Origin of the sequence: Campylobacter ureolyticus (genome assembly GCF_013372225.1) — a bacterium.
GTDB classification, from domain to species: Bacteria; Campylobacterota; Campylobacteria; order Campylobacterales; family Campylobacteraceae; genus Campylobacter_B; species Campylobacter_B ureolyticus.
On sequence record NZ_CP053832.1, the window covers coordinates 1,567,154 to 1,586,627 of the forward strand.

The 19,474-nt window shown below is 28.6% G+C and carries 17 protein-coding genes, 5 tRNA genes and 1 pseudogene; 9 read left to right on the plus strand and 14 right to left on the minus strand.

Annotated features, from left to right (window positions below; translation table 11 throughout):
• Positions 1-73 precede the first annotated feature (73 nt).
• Genes hsrA through luxS form a run of 4 tightly spaced genes read left to right on the plus strand, consistent with a single transcriptional unit; the run spans position 74 to position 3,973 of the window.
• Positions 74-745 carry a homeostatic response regulator transcription factor HsrA gene (gene hsrA, locus CURT_RS07985; protein WP_018712890.1) on the plus strand — a complete coding sequence of 224 codons (672 nt, stop codon included), beginning with the start codon at positions 74-76 and terminating at the stop codon, positions 743-745.
• Positions 724-2,022: a sensor histidine kinase gene (locus CURT_RS07990; protein ID WP_018712891.1), complete on the plus strand. Its 1,299-nt coding sequence runs from the start codon at positions 724-726 to the stop codon at positions 2,020-2,022. The genes hsrA and CURT_RS07990 overlap by 22 nt, the downstream gene beginning before the upstream one ends.
• Positions 2,019-3,467 carry a Ppx/GppA phosphatase family protein gene (locus tag CURT_RS07995; protein WP_018712892.1) on the plus strand — a complete coding sequence of 483 codons (1,449 nt, stop codon included), beginning with the start codon at positions 2,019-2,021 and terminating at the stop codon, positions 3,465-3,467. The genes CURT_RS07990 and CURT_RS07995 overlap by 4 nt, the downstream gene beginning before the upstream one ends.
• A gap of 11 nt (positions 3,468-3,478) precedes the next feature.
• Positions 3,479-3,973 carry an S-ribosylhomocysteine lyase gene (gene luxS / locus CURT_RS08000; protein ID WP_018712893.1) on the plus strand — a complete coding sequence of 165 codons (495 nt, stop codon included), beginning with the start codon at positions 3,479-3,481 and terminating at the stop codon, positions 3,971-3,973.
• 15 nt (positions 3,974-3,988) lie between these two features.
• Here luxS and CURT_RS08005 read toward each other — a convergent pair whose 3' ends face one another.
• Positions 3,989-4,399: a hypothetical protein gene (locus tag CURT_RS08005; RefSeq protein WP_018712894.1), complete on the minus strand. Its 411-nt coding sequence runs from the start codon at positions 4,397-4,399 to the stop codon at positions 3,989-3,991.
• A 78-nt stretch (positions 4,400-4,477) separates the two neighbouring features.
• On the opposite strand from CURT_RS08005, the gene dut reads away from it, so the two are divergent.
• Both dut and CURT_RS08015 read left to right on the plus strand, forming a co-directional pair.
• Positions 4,478-5,170 (plus strand): dUTPase, encoded by a 693-nt coding sequence (gene dut / locus CURT_RS08010; protein ID WP_018712895.1) that lies wholly within the window; start codon positions 4,478-4,480, stop codon positions 5,168-5,170.
• A 259-nt stretch (positions 5,171-5,429) separates the two neighbouring features.
• Entirely contained in the window at positions 5,430-6,074 is a 645-nt protein-coding gene (locus CURT_RS08015) for a ferritin family protein (protein WP_018712896.1), read from the plus strand.
• Positions 6,075-6,140: 66 nt separating this feature from the next.
• Here the strand turns inward: CURT_RS08015 and CURT_RS08020 are convergent, their stop codons facing one another.
• Positions 6,141-6,551, minus strand: coding sequence for an acyl-CoA thioesterase (locus tag CURT_RS08020; RefSeq protein WP_018712897.1), 411 nt, complete (start codon positions 6,549-6,551; stop codon positions 6,141-6,143).
• A gap of 114 nt (positions 6,552-6,665) precedes the next feature.
• Between CURT_RS08020 and ciaB the strand changes: the two genes are divergently transcribed.
• Positions 6,666-8,450 (plus strand): invasion protein CiaB, encoded by a 1,785-nt coding sequence (gene ciaB, locus CURT_RS08025; protein WP_018712898.1) that lies wholly within the window; start codon positions 6,666-6,668, stop codon positions 8,448-8,450.
• Here the strand turns inward: ciaB and CURT_RS08030 are convergent.
• The gene (locus CURT_RS08030; RefSeq protein WP_018712899.1) at positions 8,440-8,961 is read right to left on the minus strand and encodes a hypothetical protein; all 522 of its coding nucleotides are present in this window, start codon (positions 8,959-8,961) and stop codon (positions 8,440-8,442) included. The two genes, ciaB and CURT_RS08030, sit on opposite strands and share 11 nt — an antisense overlap.
• A gap of 126 nt (positions 8,962-9,087) precedes the next feature.
• On the opposite strand from CURT_RS08030, the gene CURT_RS08035 reads away from it, so the two are divergent.
• Positions 9,088-12,492, plus strand: coding sequence for an acyl-[ACP]--phospholipid O-acyltransferase (locus CURT_RS08035; RefSeq protein WP_018712900.1), 3,405 nt, complete (start codon positions 9,088-9,090; stop codon positions 12,490-12,492).
• Positions 12,493-12,557: 65 nt separating this feature from the next.
• On the opposite strand, the gene brnQ is transcribed toward CURT_RS08035, so the two are convergent.
• The 9 genes and pseudogenes from brnQ to CURT_RS08080 all read right to left on the minus strand — a co-directional run bounded on the left by brnQ (position 12,558) and on the right by CURT_RS08080 (position 17,273).
• Positions 12,558-13,886 (minus strand): branched-chain amino acid transport system II carrier protein, encoded by a 1,329-nt coding sequence (gene brnQ, locus CURT_RS08040; protein ID WP_018712901.1) that lies wholly within the window; start codon positions 13,884-13,886, stop codon positions 12,558-12,560.
• A gap of 229 nt (positions 13,887-14,115) precedes the next feature.
• Positions 14,116-14,748: pseudogene (locus CURT_RS08045) on the minus strand (gamma-glutamyltransferase); the annotation flags it as partial.
• Between the two features lie 81 nt (positions 14,749-14,829).
• Positions 14,830-15,669 carry a zinc metalloprotease HtpX gene (gene htpX / locus CURT_RS08050; protein WP_018712903.1) on the minus strand — a complete coding sequence of 280 codons (840 nt, stop codon included), beginning with the start codon at positions 15,667-15,669 and terminating at the stop codon, positions 14,830-14,832.
• 630 nt (positions 15,670-16,299) lie between these two features.
• Positions 16,300-16,590, minus strand: coding sequence for a hypothetical protein (locus tag CURT_RS08055; RefSeq protein ID WP_018712906.1), 291 nt, complete (start codon positions 16,588-16,590; stop codon positions 16,300-16,302).
• A 158-nt stretch (positions 16,591-16,748) separates the two neighbouring features.
• Positions 16,749-16,836 (minus strand) — tRNA-Ser (locus CURT_RS08060).
• A 2-nt stretch (positions 16,837-16,838) separates the two neighbouring features.
• Positions 16,839-16,994 carry a putative periplasmic lipoprotein gene (locus tag CURT_RS08065; protein ID WP_018712907.1) on the minus strand — a complete coding sequence of 52 codons (156 nt, stop codon included), beginning with the start codon at positions 16,992-16,994 and terminating at the stop codon, positions 16,839-16,841.
• An 18-nt stretch (positions 16,995-17,012) separates the two neighbouring features.
• A tRNA-Cys gene (locus tag CURT_RS08070) sits at positions 17,013-17,087 on the minus strand.
• A 12-nt stretch (positions 17,088-17,099) separates the two neighbouring features.
• Positions 17,100-17,186 (minus strand) — tRNA-Leu (locus CURT_RS08075).
• Positions 17,187-17,198: 12 nt separating this feature from the next.
• Positions 17,199-17,273 (minus strand) — tRNA-Gly (locus tag CURT_RS08080).
• Between the two features lie 130 nt (positions 17,274-17,403).
• Between CURT_RS08080 and CURT_RS08085 the strand changes: the two genes are divergently transcribed.
• Positions 17,404-17,479: transfer RNA gene (locus CURT_RS08085), tRNA-Ala, on the plus strand.
• 16 nt (positions 17,480-17,495) lie between these two features.
• Here CURT_RS08085 and CURT_RS08090 read toward each other — a convergent pair.
• Both CURT_RS08090 and CURT_RS08095 read right to left on the minus strand, forming a co-directional pair.
• The gene (locus CURT_RS08090) at positions 17,496-18,017 is read right to left on the minus strand and encodes a hypothetical protein (RefSeq protein WP_018712908.1); all 522 of its coding nucleotides are present in this window, start codon (positions 18,015-18,017) and stop codon (positions 17,496-17,498) included.
• A gap of 40 nt (positions 18,018-18,057) precedes the next feature.
• On the minus strand, positions 18,058-19,464 hold the full coding sequence (locus tag CURT_RS08095; protein WP_018712909.1) for an SPFH domain-containing protein: 1,407 nt from the start codon (positions 19,462-19,464) through the stop codon (positions 18,058-18,060).
• Positions 19,465-19,474 lie beyond the last annotated feature (10 nt).

Consider the following 19,474-nt stretch of genomic DNA (forward strand, 5'->3'; position numbering starts at 1 on the left):
ATTTAAAAAACTTGAATTTAAGCTTAAATTCTGTTATAATCGCTGAAATAATTTTAAAATTAAGGAAAATATAATGAGAATTTTGATAGTAGAAGATGAAGTTACTCTAAATAAAACAATTGCCGAGGGTTTGCAAGAATTTGGTTATCAAGCAGACTGTGCTGAAAACTTCAAAGATGCTGAGTATTATATCGGCATAAGAAACTATGATTTAGTTCTAGCAGATTGGATGCTTCCTGATGGAGATGGAATTGACCTTATCAACATTATAAAACAAAAATGCCCTAGAACTGCAATTGTAATGCTATCAGCAAAAGAAGATAAAGAAAGTGAAATAAAAGCATTAAAAGCAGGAGCAAGTGATTATATAAAAAAACCATTTGATTTTGATATTTTGCTAGCTAGAATTGAAGTTCAACTTAGATTTGGCGGTACAAATATAATCCAAATAGGCGAACTTACAATAGATCCAGATGAGGAAAAAATAATTTATAAAGATCAAGAAGTAGAATTAAAAGGGAAACCATTTGAGGTTTTAACTCATCTTGCAAGACATAGCGATCAAATAGTCTCAAAAGAACAACTCCTTGATGCAATCTGGGAAGAACCAGAACTTGTTACTCCAAATGTGATTGAAGTAGCAATAAATCAAATTAGACAAAAAATGGATAAACCTTTAAATATATCAACAATCGAAACTGTAAGAAGACGCGGATATAGATTTTGCTTTCCCAAAAAAGCTTAAGAACTAAATTTATCATTCAATTAGCATCGGGCTCTTCGATGCTAATTTTAATATTTTCGACTATGCTTTACCACTATATAAAAATAAATATTTTTGAAACAGTGGTGCAGGTTTTAAACCAAGAGGCTGTAAAATTATCATCTCAAAATATAACCAATAGCTTTAACTTTTACACAAAAGAGCTTGGCCACACGCCAATAAATGTAAAAATAACTCAAAATGAAAAAAATCTAAAAAAACCAAAATATACAAGCATAAAAACAGAAGAAAAATCATCTCTTATGCTTGAATATCCCTATAAAAATAGCATTATCATACTTGATACGGACACAACTTTTTATAACAAATTAGTTTCTCAAGTATTAACTGATATTATCATTATAAATGCGACCATGATATTTTTAATTTTATTTTTTGCTTTATTTTTATCGAGATCTCTTCTAATTCCTGTTAAGCTTCTTTCAGCCAAGCTTTCAAAACTTAATGAAATAGCACTTGACCACATAGATGAAAATGAAATTCCATTAGAATTCAAACCTCTTGGAATGGGTATAAATAGGTTAATTGACAGAATTCACACTTTTATAGGGTATCAAAAAGAACTTTTTATAGGCATTGCTCATGAATTAAAAACCCCACTAGCTGTTATGAAAACCAAAAATGAAGTTACGCTTTTAAAGCCAAGAGATAATGAAAAATATGTAGAAACTTTAAAAAATAATAATATTTCAATTGATAATATGAATAAAATGATAAGCTCAATTTTAGAAATTGGTAGACAAGAAGGTGCACAATTTGAAAAGCCTGTTGAAATTGACATTATAAAACTTATAAAAGAAACTTGTTTAAATTTTAAGATATTAGCACAATCAAAAGATAAAGCAATAATTACAAAACTAAAACCAGATGAGTTTTTTATGAGCATTCAACCAAATTTATTTTTACATATTGTCCAAAATTTCATTCAAAATGCTATTAAATTTTCACCACAAAACTCAGCTATTATCATAAAAAGCACTATTTTAGACGATTGTTTTAAACTTGATGTTGTTGATGAGGGAATTGGAATAGATGAAAGTTTGGATCTTTTTGCACCATTTAAACGAAGTGGTAATAAAAGTGGTGCTGGACTTGGCTTATTTTTAGCAAAAGGTGCAGCCGATGCAATGAATGCTCAAATTTCACTTAAAAATAGAAGTGATCAAAAAGGAGTCATTGCAACTATTAAAATTCCAATTTCAAAAACAAGTAAAAAATTAAATAAGGCTTTTAAATGACAAAAAAAGTAGCAGTTATAGACCTTGGCTCAAACTCAGCAAGAATGGTAATTTTTGGAAGAACTAGTAGGCTTGGATTTTACATACTTGGTGAATACAAAATGAAAGTAAGACTTGGAGAGGGAGCTTATGAACATAGTGGAATTATCCAAGAAGATGCTATGAAAAAATGCTTTGGCGCTTTTGTGGAGTTTAGAAAGATACTAAATAGGTATAAAATTCAAAAAATTCTAGCCGTTGGAACATCAGCCTTAAGAGATGCAAAAAATGCAAATGAGTTTATAAATATGGTTAAAAAGCTTGGCATTAGCCTAAAAGTTGTAGATGGCGATATGGAGGCATACTATGGTGGTTTTGGAGCAGCAAGACTTGTAAAATACCCAAATAATGCAACAACCATTGATATTGGTGGAGGATCTACAGAACTTGCTAAAATAGAAAATGGAAAAGTTGTAAAAACACTTTCTTTAAATTTAGGAACTGTAAGATTAAAAGAGCTTTTTTATGATAAAGAAAATTTAAATGGACTTGATGAGTTTGTTAAAGAGCTAACAGATAAAATTTCTAAAGATTTTCAAAACAATACAATTATCTCAATTGGGGGAAGCTTAAGAGCCATTTCAAATGCAATTATACAAAGAAAGAATTATCCTTTAAAAATGGTTCATGGCTTTTCTTATAATTATGAAAAAGAAAAAGGCTTTATAGAAAAAATTTATTCTTCAAAAATATCAGATTTGGGAAACTTTTTTATAAAAAAAGATCGTTTTGATACAATAAGAGGTGGAGCTTATATTTTCAAAAAAGTTGCTGATATTTTAAAAGCAAAAGAGATAATTACAAGTGGAGTTGGTGTTAGAGAGGGAGTTTTTTTAACAAATTTAATAGGCAAAAATGCAAAATTTCCTGGAAATTTTAATCCATCTTTAAAAAGCCTACAAGATAGATTTATAACTCAAAATCGTCCAAATATAACTAAATTTTCAAAAGAGCTTTTTTATACCCTAAAACCACTTCATAAAGTTAGTGAAAATTATATAAATGAACTTTTAACAGCCTCAAAACTCACAGATATTGGAAGAAAAATCGGCTTTTACTCAAAGCATTTAAATGCTAATTTTATTATTTTAAACGCACTTAATTATGGATATACACATAAAGAAAAAGCCCTAATTGCAACGATAATAAAACAAAATGGCAAAAAAAATATAAGCCAAATTGAATATGAAGAATTAAAAGAGTTATTACCCGATGAAAACTCAGTTATTTGGCTAAGTTTTATTTTAAAACTAGCTACAGTTTTAGACTATAGTGATATAAAAAATGTAAGTCTTAGCTACAAAAATAAAACACTTGAAATTTATGGATTAAAAGAAGATGAATATATAAAAGACACTATTAAAAAAATGCAAAAACCAGGAATTTTTGCAATTACATTTAATTAAAAAGGAATAAAATGCCACTACTTGATAGTTTTAAGGTTGATCACACAAAAATGAAAGCTCCAGGAGTAAGACTTGCAAAAAGTATGAAAACCCCAAAAGGTGATATTATAAACGTTTATGATTTAAGATTTTGCCTACCAAACAAAGAGATTATGAGCGAAGATGGAACACATACATTAGAGCATCTTTTTGCAGGCTTTATGAGAGAACACCTAAATAGTAAAGATGTTGAGATAATCGATATTTCGCCAATGGGTTGCAGAACTGGTTTTTACATGAGTTTAATAGGAAATCCAAATATTGATAAAGTTATCAATGCTTGGGAAAATTCAATGAAAGATGTTTTAAATGTATCTTCACAAAGTGATATCCCAGAACTTAATATTTATCAGTGTGGAACTGCTTCTATGCACAGTTTAAAAGAAGCTAAAAAAATAGCTCAAAATGTTTTAAATAAAGGAATTTGCATTATAAACAATGATGAAATTGCTTTAAAAGATATTTAGTTTAAATAAAAAAATTTATTTTGCTTTTTCCCAAATTAATTTCTTACCAAAGATAGCCTTGTTATTTGTAAATTTCGCCCACGAAATTTCCATACACCAAATATTTGGCTTTAAAGCAAGCGCGTAAGGAAATCTTTTAAAATAAATTTTTTTTTGTTCTTCATCAGCCTTTTTGAACTTGCCTAAAAGCTGAACACCCTTAATATTTCCAACTATTTTTGTATCAAGATGTATTATACCTGAAACAATTGTATTTTTTAAAGCCATTTGAATATGGCTTGTCTTTTCATCTGAAGCAAAAATTAAACTTGAATTTTTTTCATCATAAGCATAAAATGCACTTGCGCAATATGGTTTATTATCAAAACTCACGCAAAAAGATAAAAGGTGCATTTTTTTTACAAATTTATCTATTTCTTCATACAACTTTTTTGCCTTTTTTATAAATTTACTAAATAATAGCAAATTTTTTGTATAATTTAATGAAAGTATTAAGGAAATTTAATGGAAAATGTAGAAATTCTAAAACAGATGTTTTTAATGCAACAACGACTAAATGATGAAACAAACGGCAAAAAATGGGAAGAAGGAACCGCACAAAATGGCAAACTCATTAATTGGAAAAGATGTATTTATATGGAGTGTGCTGAACTAATCGATAGCTTTTCATGGAAGCACTGGAAAAGTATAAACCAAAAAGCAAATAGTGAAAATATAAAGATTGAACTAACTGATATTTGGCATTTTATAATGAGCTTAGTCTTAGAAAAAGCGTATCCTAATAAAAATATTGATGATATTGTAAAAGATATTATTTCAGTTAGTGGATTTAGGGATTTTACACTTGAAGCCTACAGCATAAGTGAATATAATCTATATGAAATTATTAACGATATTGAGATTATAATTCACGAATGCAGTGGTTTTGAGCTTAAAATTCATGAGCTTTTAACTAACTTTTTTAGACTTTCACTTAAATGCGGCTTAAACTTAAATGAGCTTTTTGAAAAATATGTTGGGAAAAATGTGTTAAATAAATTTAGACAAGACAATGGATACCAAAACGGAACTTATGTAAAAATTTGGAATGGTAAAGAAGATAACGAGGTATTAAGTAAAATTTTAAACTCAGGCATTATAAATATGGATGAAATTTATAAAAAACTTGATGAAAATTATAAAAAAATAAAAAAATAAATTTATACAAAACAATATATAAATTTCAAACATTAATCTATAAAGACTAAAAAATACTAAAAAAGATGTGTTCGCACATCTTTTGCACAAAAATAATACAAAATCATAAATATCAAATTTATTAAAAACTTAAAAGCAGCTTGATATTTTAAACTACTTTAAATATTTTGTTTGATACTTAGTGTCAATAAATTTTATTATTGACAAATTTTTTTTAATATGATAAAATCTACTAATTTTGATAATGAAAGGTTTGATGATGAAACAATACGAAACTTACAAATGTCATAAATGTGGTAATGAAGTTGAAGTACAAAAAGTTGGTGGTGGTAAACTAGTATGCTGTGGTGAAGAGATGGAGTGCATAACAACTGATTTAACTTCTGTAAATTTAATGAAAGCATTTGCTGGTGAATCAATGGCTAGAAACAAATATGATTTATATGGCGACTTAGCTAAAGAAGCTGGATATCACGCTATTGCAAAGCATTTTTATGAAGCAGCTGAAAATGAAAAATGGCACGCAAGAGCTGAGCTTAAAAAACATCATGAAATGGCTAACATACCGCTTGATAAAATGGATAAAAACCTGCTTGATGCAGCAGCTGGAGAAAAATTTGAACACGAAGAGATGTATCCAGGTTTTGCAAAAATAGCTGAAGATGAGGGCAAAAAAGATGTTGCAAGACTTTTTAAAGCTATTGCAAAAGTTGAAGTTGAACACGAAAGAGAGTATTTAGAACTCAAAAAAATGCTTGAAAATGAAGGCTTTTTTGAAAGCCAAGAAGAAGATGTTTGGGTTTGTGAAGTTTGCGGTCATGTTCATCGTGGCAAAAAAGCTCCTGGCGCCTGTCCTTTATGTAAAGCTCCAAAAGAGTATTTTAAAAGAGAATTTTTAGGGTAAAATCAAAAATTTATAATAATATTTAGGAGAAAGCACTTCTCCTAAATATTTTCTTTTTGTTCTAATTTAAAACCCACAAATTTTTTTCAAATCCTCATCAATAACTCTTTTGTTTCCTGCCCTATCAACGCTTACATAGGTTACTTCTGCACTTGTTACTGGTATTTTAACAACTTTATTGTCTTCATTTAGTCTTTGAACTATAACATCAACTTTTACCTTTATGGATGTTTTTCCAACTCCTATGATTTTTGCATAGCAACTGACTAAGTCCCCAACAAAAACAGGTTCTTTAAAAATTACTTCTTTAAATGAGATAGTTACAACTCTAATTGGTGCAACTTCCCTTGCTGCAACTGCCCCGGCTTTATCTATTTGAGCTAGTATCCATCCACCAAATATATTTCCAGCAGGATTTGTGTCTCTTGGCATTGCAACTATTTTTATCTTTGGCTCTCCCATATTTTTTAAATCCATAAATTTCCTTTAGTTATAAATTTATTATGATTTTACCAACTATTTTTAAAGTTTGTTTTAATACTGGTTAATTATATTTTGCTAAAATTTTTTATAAATTTAAAAGGATAAATTATGAATGATTATAAAAAATTATTACAATATTCAGATGAAAATCAAAAAATAATAAACGATTTATATAAAAATCAAGATAATGACTATGTAAAAAAAGCACTTGAAATTTGTGGCTTTAAAGGAAGTGAGTCTGAAAAAATAGCCGTTTTAAGACGAATTGTTGATTTAAAAACAGACCCTCTTTTAACTGAACTAAAAAAGAAAAATTACAGTGAAGATAAAATTTTGAAAATACGTGATGAAATGTATGATTTTGTATCTTTAATACATGAAAACTCTCATAGAAATTTAATCTTAAAAGCAGTCGATAATAAAATTTTAAATGAATTTAACTTGGCCTTAATAAGTGGTGTTCATAAAATAGGCCTTATTTTAAACAAAATTCAAAAACAATGGCAACATATAGTAATTGATAAAAACTCTAAAATTTTTGCTTCAATGAGTAATCCATTTGAATTTATAGAAAAAAATGAACTTTATCAAAAAACCCCAAGAGGTGAAATTTGCGATAGAACTTACGGAGTTGTATTTTTTAATGAAAATAACACAAGTGCTGTTTTAAAAACATATTATGAAGCTTTTTTAGATATGCCAAAACTAATTGATGAGTTTGAAAATTTAATCCAAGCGCTATCTCTTCTTGCCATAAGTAGTGATGAAAAAGCATATATAGAATATTTTAAAAAATTAAAAATTGCATTTGCATGCACAGATAATAACGATGTTATAAAAGTTTGGAGAGATGCTGAAATGGCGTGGATGGATACAAAATCACATCTTCAAATTGGTCATCCACTTGAATATTATGAAGACTTTTACACTCATGCAGTTACCCTAGAATGGGATATAAGACTAAAAGAAGAAACTATATATGACGAAAAAGAGATAAAAAAATCGGTTAAAAATAGCTTTGATAGTGTCTATAAAAATATTGGCTCAAATAACCAAATAATGCACTCTATGGTTAATTCAAACATAGATAAAACACAACTTTATATCTCAACCCCAATGATTTATTATGGAGCTGATTTAGAAGGGCTTTTTAGTGCACAAGTTGTGCCAAATGATGAGTTTGTGAGTGTAAACTCGGGTAAAAAAATATTTGCTTTTGTAGATCATGTTTATGAAAGCATAAAAGCAAAACCTTTTATGAAGATAAATGATGAAATTTTTGAAAAAGAGTTTTTAGATTACACACGCGATATTTTATTTAACAAAAAAGAAATTTGGCGTCAAGTTTATGGAGTAAGCACTATAGGGCATGAGTTTGGGCATATTTTATTTATAGATGAAGATAGTGAAACTTTAATGAATAAAAGTGGAGTTTTTAAATTTATAGAAGAGTATAAAGCCACAACTGGTGGACTTATATCATTTTTTGATAATGAGATTGAAGAGTTAAAACTTCCAGTTTTTGCCGAACTTATAAAAAGAAGTGTTGGACTTATCTCATGGATGGAAAATGACCCTGTTAAGGCATATTATTGCGAAAGTTTAATTCATCTAACTCTTCTTTTTGAAAGTAAGGCTTTAAAATTTGATGGTAAAAAACTAAAAGTTAATTTAGAAAAATATAGTGATTTTAAAGATATTTGTATAAAAAACTATGAAAATTTAGCAAAAATCTATGATGAAAAAGAAGATGCAAATAAGTTTTTATCAAAATTTTGCGCACCTCATAAATCAAGCTATTTGCCAATTTGTAAAGATGCAAAAGAGTTTGTTATCTACTACTTTGATCTTTATAAGCAAATTGGCAACGAAGTTTCACAAACTAAAGAGTAACTTCTTCAATACTACCTTTTGAAAAGCGAGATTTTATCTCATTTATTTTTTTTGTAGTCTCATCACTTAGTGGAAGCACGATGTGATGACCCTCTTTAAATGAGATAAAATAATTATCCTTAGTTTTTGCTATCTTATCAAGTGAGTTTAAGCTGAAAATTTCACTTGGCTTTGGTTTTTCATCATTTGAAAAAGTTATATTATTCTCATCTACATTAAATTTCATTTTAATTTTAGATTCTGGTAAATTATCTGACTTAACAAGCTCTTTATTGCAAATTTTTCTATAATATTTTGGAAAAAATATTAACCATAAAATAGCCAAAACCAAAGAAGTCAAACTTAAAATAGGAACTGTTTTTAAAAGACCATCTAAAATAAGACCAACAACAATAAACTCAAATGGCACAGCATAAAAGCTCATCATCTTTTGTCTTTTTGCTTTTTTACTGTGAAGTATCATAAATTTTCTTAAATTTCCAACATCTTTATTTGTAATTATTACTTCCATTTTTTTCCTTAAATTTTGTAAATTTTGACTATTTTATCAAATTTTCTTAATTTATTTCATTAATTTCGCTAAAATCTTAAATTTACAAATAAAAATAATTTTTATATAAAAAATGTTAGGAAAGATATGCGAAAACTTTTTAACATAACAGGCTTTTTGCCTTTTATTGTAGTTCTTTTTATAAATGCAGTGGTTGATCTAGGACACAAAATTACCATTCAAAATATCTTAGTTAAAAGTTATTCGGGTGATATTTTAATAGCTCTTACTGCGATTGTAAATTTACTCATTTTACTTCCTTATATTTCCCTTTTTTCGCTATCTGGATTTTTAAATGATAAATTTTCGCGTACTCAAATTTCAAGAGTTGCAGCAGCTGTTACTATAATTTTTACATTTTTAATAACAATTGCTTATTTTAAAGGTTGGTTTTATTTTGCATTTTTCATGACTTTGCTTTTAGCTGTTCAAAGTGCGATTTTTTCTACTGCTAAATATGCACTTATAAAGCAAATTGCAAAAAAAGAAAATATTGCTTTAGCAAATAGCGTAGTAGAATCTGCCACAATTATCGCTATTTTACTCTCATCTTTAATTTTTTCTATAATTTTTGAAAAATTTGTAGTTATTGCTGATAGCCCAGGAAAGATGATGAGTTCTGTTTGGTTTATAGGAATAATTTTATTTATTTTCACATGTTTGGAAACATATTTTGCATTTAAAATTCCATATTTTGAAGCAGGCGATAAGAAAAGTGAGTTTAAAATTAAAAAATATATAACTTTTGGGTATCTAAAAGAAAATTTAACGCTAATTTTTAAAAACAAAAACATCTTATTAAGCGTACTTGGAGTTTCTGTTTTTTGGGCATTGGCTCAGCTTATAATAGCAGTTTTTCCAAGGCACTATAAAGATATTATAGATGATAATGTTGCAATAATTCAAATAATTTTAGCAAGCAGTACAATCGGAATAGTGTTTGGAGCGCTATTTTCAGGTTATTTATCTAAAAAAAGAGTAGAGCTTGGAATAGTTTGCATCTCATCTTTTGGACTTTTTGTTATGCTTGTACTTTTTGCAAGTGCAAATTCTATCTTTTTAATGTTTTTAACAGCTATTTTATTTGGCTTTATGGGTGGGGCTTTTATAATCCCTTTAAATGCAAATATTCAACTAAATGCAGGAAAGGAAAATGCAGGTAAGATAATGGCAGGAAGCAATTTTATACAAAACATTTTTATGGTTATATTTTTATTCTTAGCGATATTTTGTGCATATTTTAGCATAAACTCAAAAAATATTTTTTATTTAGCAAGTTTAAGTGCGTTGATTTGCTCAATAATTTCATTTTTTATTGTACCAAATTTAACTTTAAGGCTTTTGGTAATGCCATTTTTTAAACTTTTTTATAAAGTAAGAGTTAAAGGTGACATACCACAAAATGGTGGGGTTTTAATGCTTGGAAATCACCTAAGCTTTATAGATTGGGCATTAATACAAATTGCAGTTAATAGAAAAATTAAATTTGTAATGCATGTAAGCTTTTATGAAAAACTTCATCTAAAGTGGTTTTTTAATATTTTTGATGTTATAAGAGTTGGAAAAGGCACAAACAAACTTGCTATGAATCAAATACAAACCGCACTTAAAAACGGTGAAGTTGTGGCAATGTTTGCAGAAGGTCACATAACTCAAAACTCAAATTTAAATGTTTTTAAAAAAGGTTATATGCTTGCTATAAAAGATACGGGCGCTAAAATAGTTGCTTTTCACATAAGAGGTTTTTGGGGTTCATTTTTTTCAAGAGCTGATATTAGCTATAAGAAAAAAACATTTAAAAGAAGAGTTTTAAATATAGCTTTTAGCCAGCCCCTAGACTCACAAATTTCACCAAGCAATCTTAAAAAAGAGGTTATAAAACTATCTTATTTTAACCTTGGGGATTATCTAGATTTGCAAAAGCCACTTCAATATGAATGGCTAAAATGGGTAAAAAGAACTCCATTTCATACTTCTATGGTTGATTTTAGCGCCAAAACATTATCAAACTTCAAAGTACTTGTTGGTGTGCTTTTGTTTGCAAAAAAACTTAATTTAAAAGATGAAGAAAATATAGGAATTTTACTTCCATCATCAAACGCTTGTGCGATAATTAACCTTACACTTCTTACACAAAAAAAAGTAATTGTAAATTTAAACTACACATCAAACACAAACTCTTTGCAAAATTGTTTAGAAAATGCAGGTATTAAAACCATTTTAACTTCAAAAAAGTTTATAGAAAAATTAAATGCAAGAGAGATAAATTTTAACGCACAAATAATACAGAAATTCTTTTATTTAGAAGATTTAAAAATTACAAAATTTGATAAAATAAGAGCCTTTGTTAAAGCAATGCTACCTAAAATTTTAATCGAAAAACTCTATTTTAAAAAAACAAACTTAGATGACACAGCAGCAATTATTTATAGCAGTGGAAGTGAAGGCGAACCAAAAGGTATAGTATTAACACATAAAAATTTACTTACAAATATAGTTCAAGTAAGTGACCTTTTAGGAAGAGAAAATATCCAAGTTATGCTTTCAAGTCTTCCTGTTTTTCACTCTTTTGGACTTACTTTAACTACACTTTATCCACTTTATTCAAACTTAAAAAGCGTTTTTGTAGCTGATCCAACGGATGGATTTACTCTTGGTACAATGCTTCAAAAGCATAAAGCAGAAGTTATATTTGGCACATCTACATTTTTTAGGCTTTATACTAAAAATAAAAAAGTAACAAAAGAGATGTTTGAAAGCATTAAATACGCAGTAGCAGGTGGTGAGAAACTAAATTTAAACACAAAAAATGAATTTGAAGAGAAATTTGATAAAGAAATTTTAGAAGGTTATGGCACAACAGAAACTTCGCCTGTAATTAGTGTAAATTTGCCAAATGAGATAAAAGATGAAAAAGAGCAAATTTTCAACAAAAAAGGAAGTGTTGGAATGCCACTAAATGGAACTATTGTAAAGATAGTAGATCCAAATACTCTAAAAGAGCTCGAAGATTATGAAAATGGTCTTATTTTAGTAAGCGGACATCAAGTTATGAAAGGTTATTTTAACAAAATTAGTGATGCTTTAGTTGAAATAGATGGGATAAAATACTACAAAACAGGCGATATAGGATACTTAGATCAAGACTATTTTATATATATAACAGATAGGATATCACGTTTTGCAAAACTTGGTGGTGAGATGATAAGTCTTTCAATGGTTGAAAATGCGCTTCACGAAGTATTGTGCGATGATGATATTATAAGTGTTACAAATTTAAAAGACGATAAAAAAGGTGAAAAGATAGTCTTACTTTATGAGGGAGAAAAAAACATTGATAAGATAAAAGAATTAATAAAAAACTCAAATTTAAATGCTCTTATGAGACCAAGTGTCATCCATAAAGTAGAAAAAATTCCAGTTCTAGGAACAGGAAAAGTAAATTTTAAAGGTGTTAAAGATCTTGCTTTACAGCTTGATAGACAAGACTAAAATATAAAAAGTGTAAATTTAAATTTGAAATATGAGGGCAAAAGCCCTCTATTATACACAAGTATTTATTTTTTATATGATTTTACTTTAACCATACCAACCAACAAACAAATAATGCCTGGTATCATCCACTCAAGGCTTTGATCATACAGTGGTAAAAACCTACACAAATCAACCAAACCTGGTATCGCAATATGAAAACTTCTATCAAAAGTTCCAATTAAACTTATGGCTAAAACTACATAAATAACTAAAGAATAAGTAAATTTATCCTCATTTAATTTATTATTTAATAAAGATAAAACTATTAAAGAAAGTGCTAGTGGATAAATAATGCCTAAAAATGGCACTGCATAATTAATAATTGCAGTAAGACCAACATTTGCCATAAGTGAACTTATAACAGACCAAATGATTATCCAATGTTTATACTTAATCTTTGTAATTGTTATAAAATATTCGCTTATTGCACAAGTAAGACCAACAGTTGTTGTCAAACAAGCTAAAAACATTGCTAAACCAAATATTATAATGCCATATTTTCCAAACCAATACTCAGTTGCTATTGCTAAAATTTCAGCTCCATTTGTAGGTGCTTGTTCAAACAAACCTACTGCTGCACCTGCACTTGCACCAATATATGAAAGCATCATATAAATTATCATCAAAATAAGTCCTGCCAAAAGGCCTGCTTTTATGGTTGCACTTACTATTTTTTCATTATCTTTTATACCAATTCTTTTAAAAGTAAGCAAAATAACAAGTCCAAAACTAAGGCTTGCCAAAGCATCCATTGTCTGATAGCCTTCTAAAATACCAGTAGTTATAGGATGAGCTGCATAACTTCCTTTTGCTTCTAAAAATGAAGAACTGTGAAGTGGATCAATAATAGAAACAGCAAATAAAACAAGTATCAAAATAAGTAAAATAGGAGTTAAAATTTTACCCAATGTTGATATCATTTTTGTTGGATTTCTTGAAAGAGCCCAATTTACTATAAAATAACTTATAGAGTACAAAAATAAAGGTATAAAACTGGCTTGTAAGCCTTGTGATAAAAATGGTTTAATAGCAAGCTCAAAAGGCATATTTGCAGCCCTTGGAATAGCAAAAAATGGTCCAATTATAAGAAGTAAAAATATTGAAAAAATTAGTGCAAATTTAGGTGAAATTCTTTGTGCAAGATTATGAAGTCCATTTGACTTTGCAACTGCTGCAATACCTAAAATAGGAAATAAAACAGCTGTTAAGCAAAATGCAATTATTGCAATTGGAGTTTGCTCTCCCGCAAGATTACCCAAAAATGGTGGAAATATAAAATTTCCAGCACCAAAAAACATAGAAAAAAGCGTAAGCCCAACTACTAAAAAGCTCCTAAACGATATCTCTTTCATACAAAAACCTTTATTTGACTTTTAGTAATAATATAGCAATTTAATTAAATTTATATAAAACTACTCAAAATTTTAAAAATATGCAAAATTTATGTTACAAATTTACAATAAATCTAAGATTATACTTAAATTTAACTAAATTTAAGCTTTTATTTAAATATTTAAGAAAAGATTTTCAACTAAGATTGTAGTTTTAATTTGCCTAAGATTAATCTTAGGCAAGTTTAAATTAAAACTCAGTTCTTGGGTCTTTTATACCCTCAATAATATGAGTTTTAGGATTTACCATAATAGCATTTACATCACCCATTTCTGGTAATTCTGTAATTTTATATCCCATTTTTTCTAATTTTGCTTTTGTATCTTTTGTCATACCAAAAGGTTCAACTCTAATCTCTTCTGGATACCATTGCATATGAAATCTTGGAGCTGCAACAGCTTTTGAGATATCCATACCATGATCGATAACGTTTGATATAACTTGTGTAACTGTTGTTATAATTCTTGCTCCACCAGGACTTCCAACAACCATAAACAACTTACCATCTTTTAAAATAACAGTTGGACTCATAGAGCTTAATGGACGTTTATTTGGAGCTATTGCGTTAGCATCACCACCTATCAAACCAAACATATTTGCAACACCTGGTTTTATAGAGAAGTCATCCATTTCGTTGTTTAGTAAGAAACCTGCACCATCAACTGCTGCATATGCACCATAATAACCATTTACTGTATAGGTAACACTTACGCCATTACCCCATTTATCTATAACATAGTAGTGTGTTGTATGATCTCCCTCTTTTAAGTGTTTTATTTGAATATCTTTTATCATACCTAAACCGGGTTTAATATTTTTCGTTTTATACCTTTATTAATGCTTAAATAAAACTTTAATAATTGTTAATATTATTGTTATATGCATATTTAAAAATTCAATCTCTTAATTTAAATTTCTAAGTGCTTTAATTCTCTCTTCTGTGCTTGGGTGAGTTCTAAATAAAGATGAAAAGTTACTTTTGCCACTCAGTGGATTTAAAATAAACATATGAGCACTGCTTGGATCTGCGTTTTTAAGAGGATTTTTAGAATAGTTTTCGAGTTTAGAAAGTGCTTTTATAAGTCCATTTGGATTTGAAGTAAGCTCAGCTGAACCACGATCAGCCTCAAACTCCCTACTTCTTGAAATTGCAAGCTGAATAATAGTAGCAGCAAGTGGAGCAATAACAGCAAGAGCGATTAAAACAACAATATTTGATCTATTTGAGTTTTTATTATTACCTCCAAACATAGCTCCCATTTTTGCAATATTTGCTAAAATTGCGATTGCCCCTGCAAAAACAGCTGCAATTGAGCCAGTTAAAATATCATAATGCTTTACATGGCTTAACTCATGAGCAATAACAGCTTCAATCTCTTCTTCACTCATTAAATTTAAAAGACCTTCAGTTACTGCCACAACAGCATGTTTTGGGTTTCTTCCGGTTGCAAACGCATTTGGAGTAGAATCAGGAATAATGCAAATTTTAGGAAGTGGTAAATTTCCTTTTTTACAAAGCTTTTCAACTATATCATAAAGACCAGATGCATTTTGTTTAGTTACTAAAACTGCATTATAGTGTTTTAAAACTATCTTATCACTAAAAAAATAACTAAAAAAATTTGTAGCACAAGCTATTAAAAATGCAATTACCATACCGCCTTGACCACCGATTGCATAGCCAATTGCCATAAATAAAAACATTAAAACAATCATCAAAATAGAAGTTTTTATTATTTGCATAAATTTATCCTTTGAATTTAGTATCTGATATTTTACACTAAAAAATATAAATTTGTCTTTTATAAATTTTTATTCTTTGTAAAGCTATCAAATTCTTTAGCTACTAATCTATATCTATTTTTAGTATCATCACTGCTTTTTTGTTTCATACATTCATTTTTTATAAATCCATCAACTATGCATTTTAAAGAATACTTCTTTTCAATTTTTACATTATCATAAGTCTTTTTTTAGTTTCATCAATAGTTAAAAAACATATATCTAAAATATCTTTACTTACATCTACCCCAACAAAATATTTTATACCGTCTAATTTCATTTTATATCCCTTTTTTAATAAATAAAAATTAGCCTTGTTTCTTTCTTGTATTCTGTTTTACTTCAAACAAAGATTTTTATCCAAAATCAAAGCTATTTTTAGCACAAAATCTAATAAGCTGTGTCAAAATACTAAATTTTATATATTTAATATTTAGCACATAGTTTATTTTCTGTGTCTAAAAAAAGCTTACATTTATTAGTTAAGTGTTAGGGAGTATCATACAAGTGTTATTAGTATTTTGATAGTGTTCTAGATTTAAACTTTCATTATTCAAACATTCTGGCTTATAAAAATTAGCAACCACAAACTTAAAAAATTTTTCTATACTCTTTGTAATCAATAAAAATTTTACTATTATTTGATGAATTTTTAATGTGATTTATATAGCTTTTAAAACTATTGAATGACTTCTTAGTTTTAGTTATATTTGAATTTGAAATTTTATCAATAGTTGATTTTATTTTTATAGCTAAAGCTTTTGTAGCTAAAATATCATCTGTAAAAAGAGAATATTTAATAGTTATAATTTTTCCATCTTTGTAAGCCTTATCAAAATAATAATAACTATTTTTTATTTTTGTTATATTATTAGAAGTCATTTTTAACTCCTAATTTTAAAACCATTTTATGTAACAAAACGCCATATTTTATGTAACATCTTGAAATTTCATAAAAAATAGATAAAATTTGATGATTTTTAAAAGTTAAGATAATAACGATAATATCGCTATTTAGAAGTATTTTTAGATAGTATAAATGGCCGGGAAATAGGGATTCGAACCCCAGGAGGTGTGACCCTCAACGGTTTTCAAGACCGCCGCTTTCGACCGCTCAGCCATTTCCCGAACTATTCAGTTTTTTCTGAGACCCACTCTGCTCCATCATGGACTTTATCTTTTGTCCATTCAACATTTTGTTTAGTATCACTCTTAACACCATGCCAAGTGCTAGAACAACCTGTTAAAAACAACAATGCCACAAATACAGATAAAATAAATCTCATAACTTTTCCTTTATTTGTTGGAGGCGACACTCGGATTTGAACCGAGGATCAGAGCTTTGCAGGCTCCTGCCTTAGCCACTTGGCTATGTCGCCTTGCAACGCTAATGGTGCCCAGAGCCGGACTTGAACCGGCACGGAAAAAACTTCCGAGGGATTTTAAGTCCCTTGCGTCTACCATTCCGCCACCTGGGCAAAACACCTTAATGGAGCGGGAAACGAGATTCGAACTCGCGACCCCAACCTTGGCAAGGTTGTGCTCTACCCCTGAGCTATTCCCGCATTTTTAAAACTGAATTGAAATAATACCAAATTTAAACTTAAAAATTTATTTATTTTGCAATTTTTTTTATTTTTTTATTTTAAAGGATATTATAAGAAATTTTCAGTAGAATTATATTTTAAAATATTTGGGGGCATAGCTCAGCTGGGAGAGCGCTTGAATGGCATTCAAGAGGTCGGCAGTTCGATCCTGCTTGTCTCCACCATTTATAATTTCTTAATCTATATCTTTTCAAAAAGAAGATATAAAAACCCACCCCAACCTATTATAAGAAAGATAAAATAAAATATATGTGAGTAAAAACCACTTCCTTTAATGCTCTTATTTGTATCTTTATCGTCTTTTTCTTCATATTTTTTTTCTAAATATTCTTTAAAAAACTGATTTTCTAGGATGAAATTTTGTATCTCTTCAGGGCTTTTAAAATTATTGTTTTCTAAGATGTAAAGCATATCATACTTTTGACATGCTTCATCTAAATTTGAAAAATCTTTTTTTAAATCATATTTTAAAATTTGAATTTGTCTTATTATGTTTTTATCAACCATATCTAAATTTAAAGCTATTGCTTCATAGTTAAAGCACTTTAGATTTAAATAGTAATTGATTTTTTCATCCAAAAGTTCCAGTAAAATCTCTATATTTTCACCACTTAAAATGATATTTTTTGCACAATTTGCAAAATCTTGACATTTTTTTATTTCCACATCTTTTTGCGATAAAATATCTTCAAAACTTCTCAAAATAAAACCTTTTCACAATTTTAATGATATTATAGCAAATTTACTCTTCTTTTTTGCCTGTAAATTTATCTATTATTTTTTTTCCTATTTCACTTTGATTTAAACCCTCAAGCATTGAAGCTAAATTTGTGCCACCTTTTGAACTTAAAACATCTCCTATTTTATTTACTCCACTTGCAATATTTCCTTCATTTGCAATAATTTTAAGATCTGCATTGCTTAATGCTTTTGCTTGCTCAAGCCCGATATCCCTATTAGCTTCAATTTGTTTTATAGAGATTAAATAAGTTTGATATCCCTCATTTTCTCCAATTTCTCTTGCAAGCTCTATTTGAGCATTTACAGGAGCTAACTCTTTAAGCCTTAAAGCCTCAGCTTCGGCTGAGCCTATTTTAAGAGTTCCTTGGGCTTCCTTATCTTTCATCTCCAAAAGAGCTGCCGCTGCTAGAAATTGCTTTTCTTTATCACCTTGAGCAACTAAAATTTGATTTTCTTTTATAGCTTCTGCATCTTTGATTTTAGCATTTTTTCTAGCTTCGGCATCGATTTCAATTTTTCTTTGATCTTGCTCGGCCCTAACTATTTCAACTTGTTTTTTAATCTCAGCTTCTTTTACATCTTTTACTCTAACTACTTCCATCTCTTTTTCTTTTGTGATTTTTTCTTGATCTTTTATAAGCTGATTTGCAAGTTCTTTTGAAATAGCTACCTCTCTTTCGTTTTCAACGGTTTTTAATCCAACTATTTTATTTGCATCTTGTTGTTTTACCTCTGTTACTTGAACAGCTTCAATTTCTGCTATTTGAGCTAACTTTAAGTTGTTTGCAACCTCTATTCTACTTTCTTTTTCAATTTCGGATTTTTTCTTCTCCATTATGTTAAATATAACTTTACTTCCACTACTATCTCTAATATCCATTAATTCTATATTTTTAACAGGTTCTATTCCCCAGCTTTGAAGCTGAATTTTAACTGCTTTTGTAAAATCATCCCCGAGCTCAGATCTAATTTGCAAAATATCTTCTAGTGCTCTACTTGATAAAATACTTCTAATTGAGCCTTGAATAATATTTGTAAGTTGGATTTGTAAATCTTCGAAACTTTCCACTCTTTGAGCTGCCAAATTTGAATCTTCTATCCTAAAAAAAGCTGTGATATCCACAACAAAAGGAAGTCTTCCTAAATCATAAGCTTCATAATCATCTATTTTTATAGCAAAAACAGAAACCGGTAAAACTATCTTTGTTATACCAAAAATCGGCACCCAACTAGGAAACTCATAATAAGTATTTCCATTTCCTGTATCTTTTCCATAGCTTACTGTTTTATTTGAACTTTGAACTATGTGAACTTCATTTGTCTCAACAACTCGTCTAAAAAACAGTGGAATTACAATACAAAATGCAATAATAACCGCAATTATGCCCAAAAATATGTTTAAAACCATAACTCTTCCT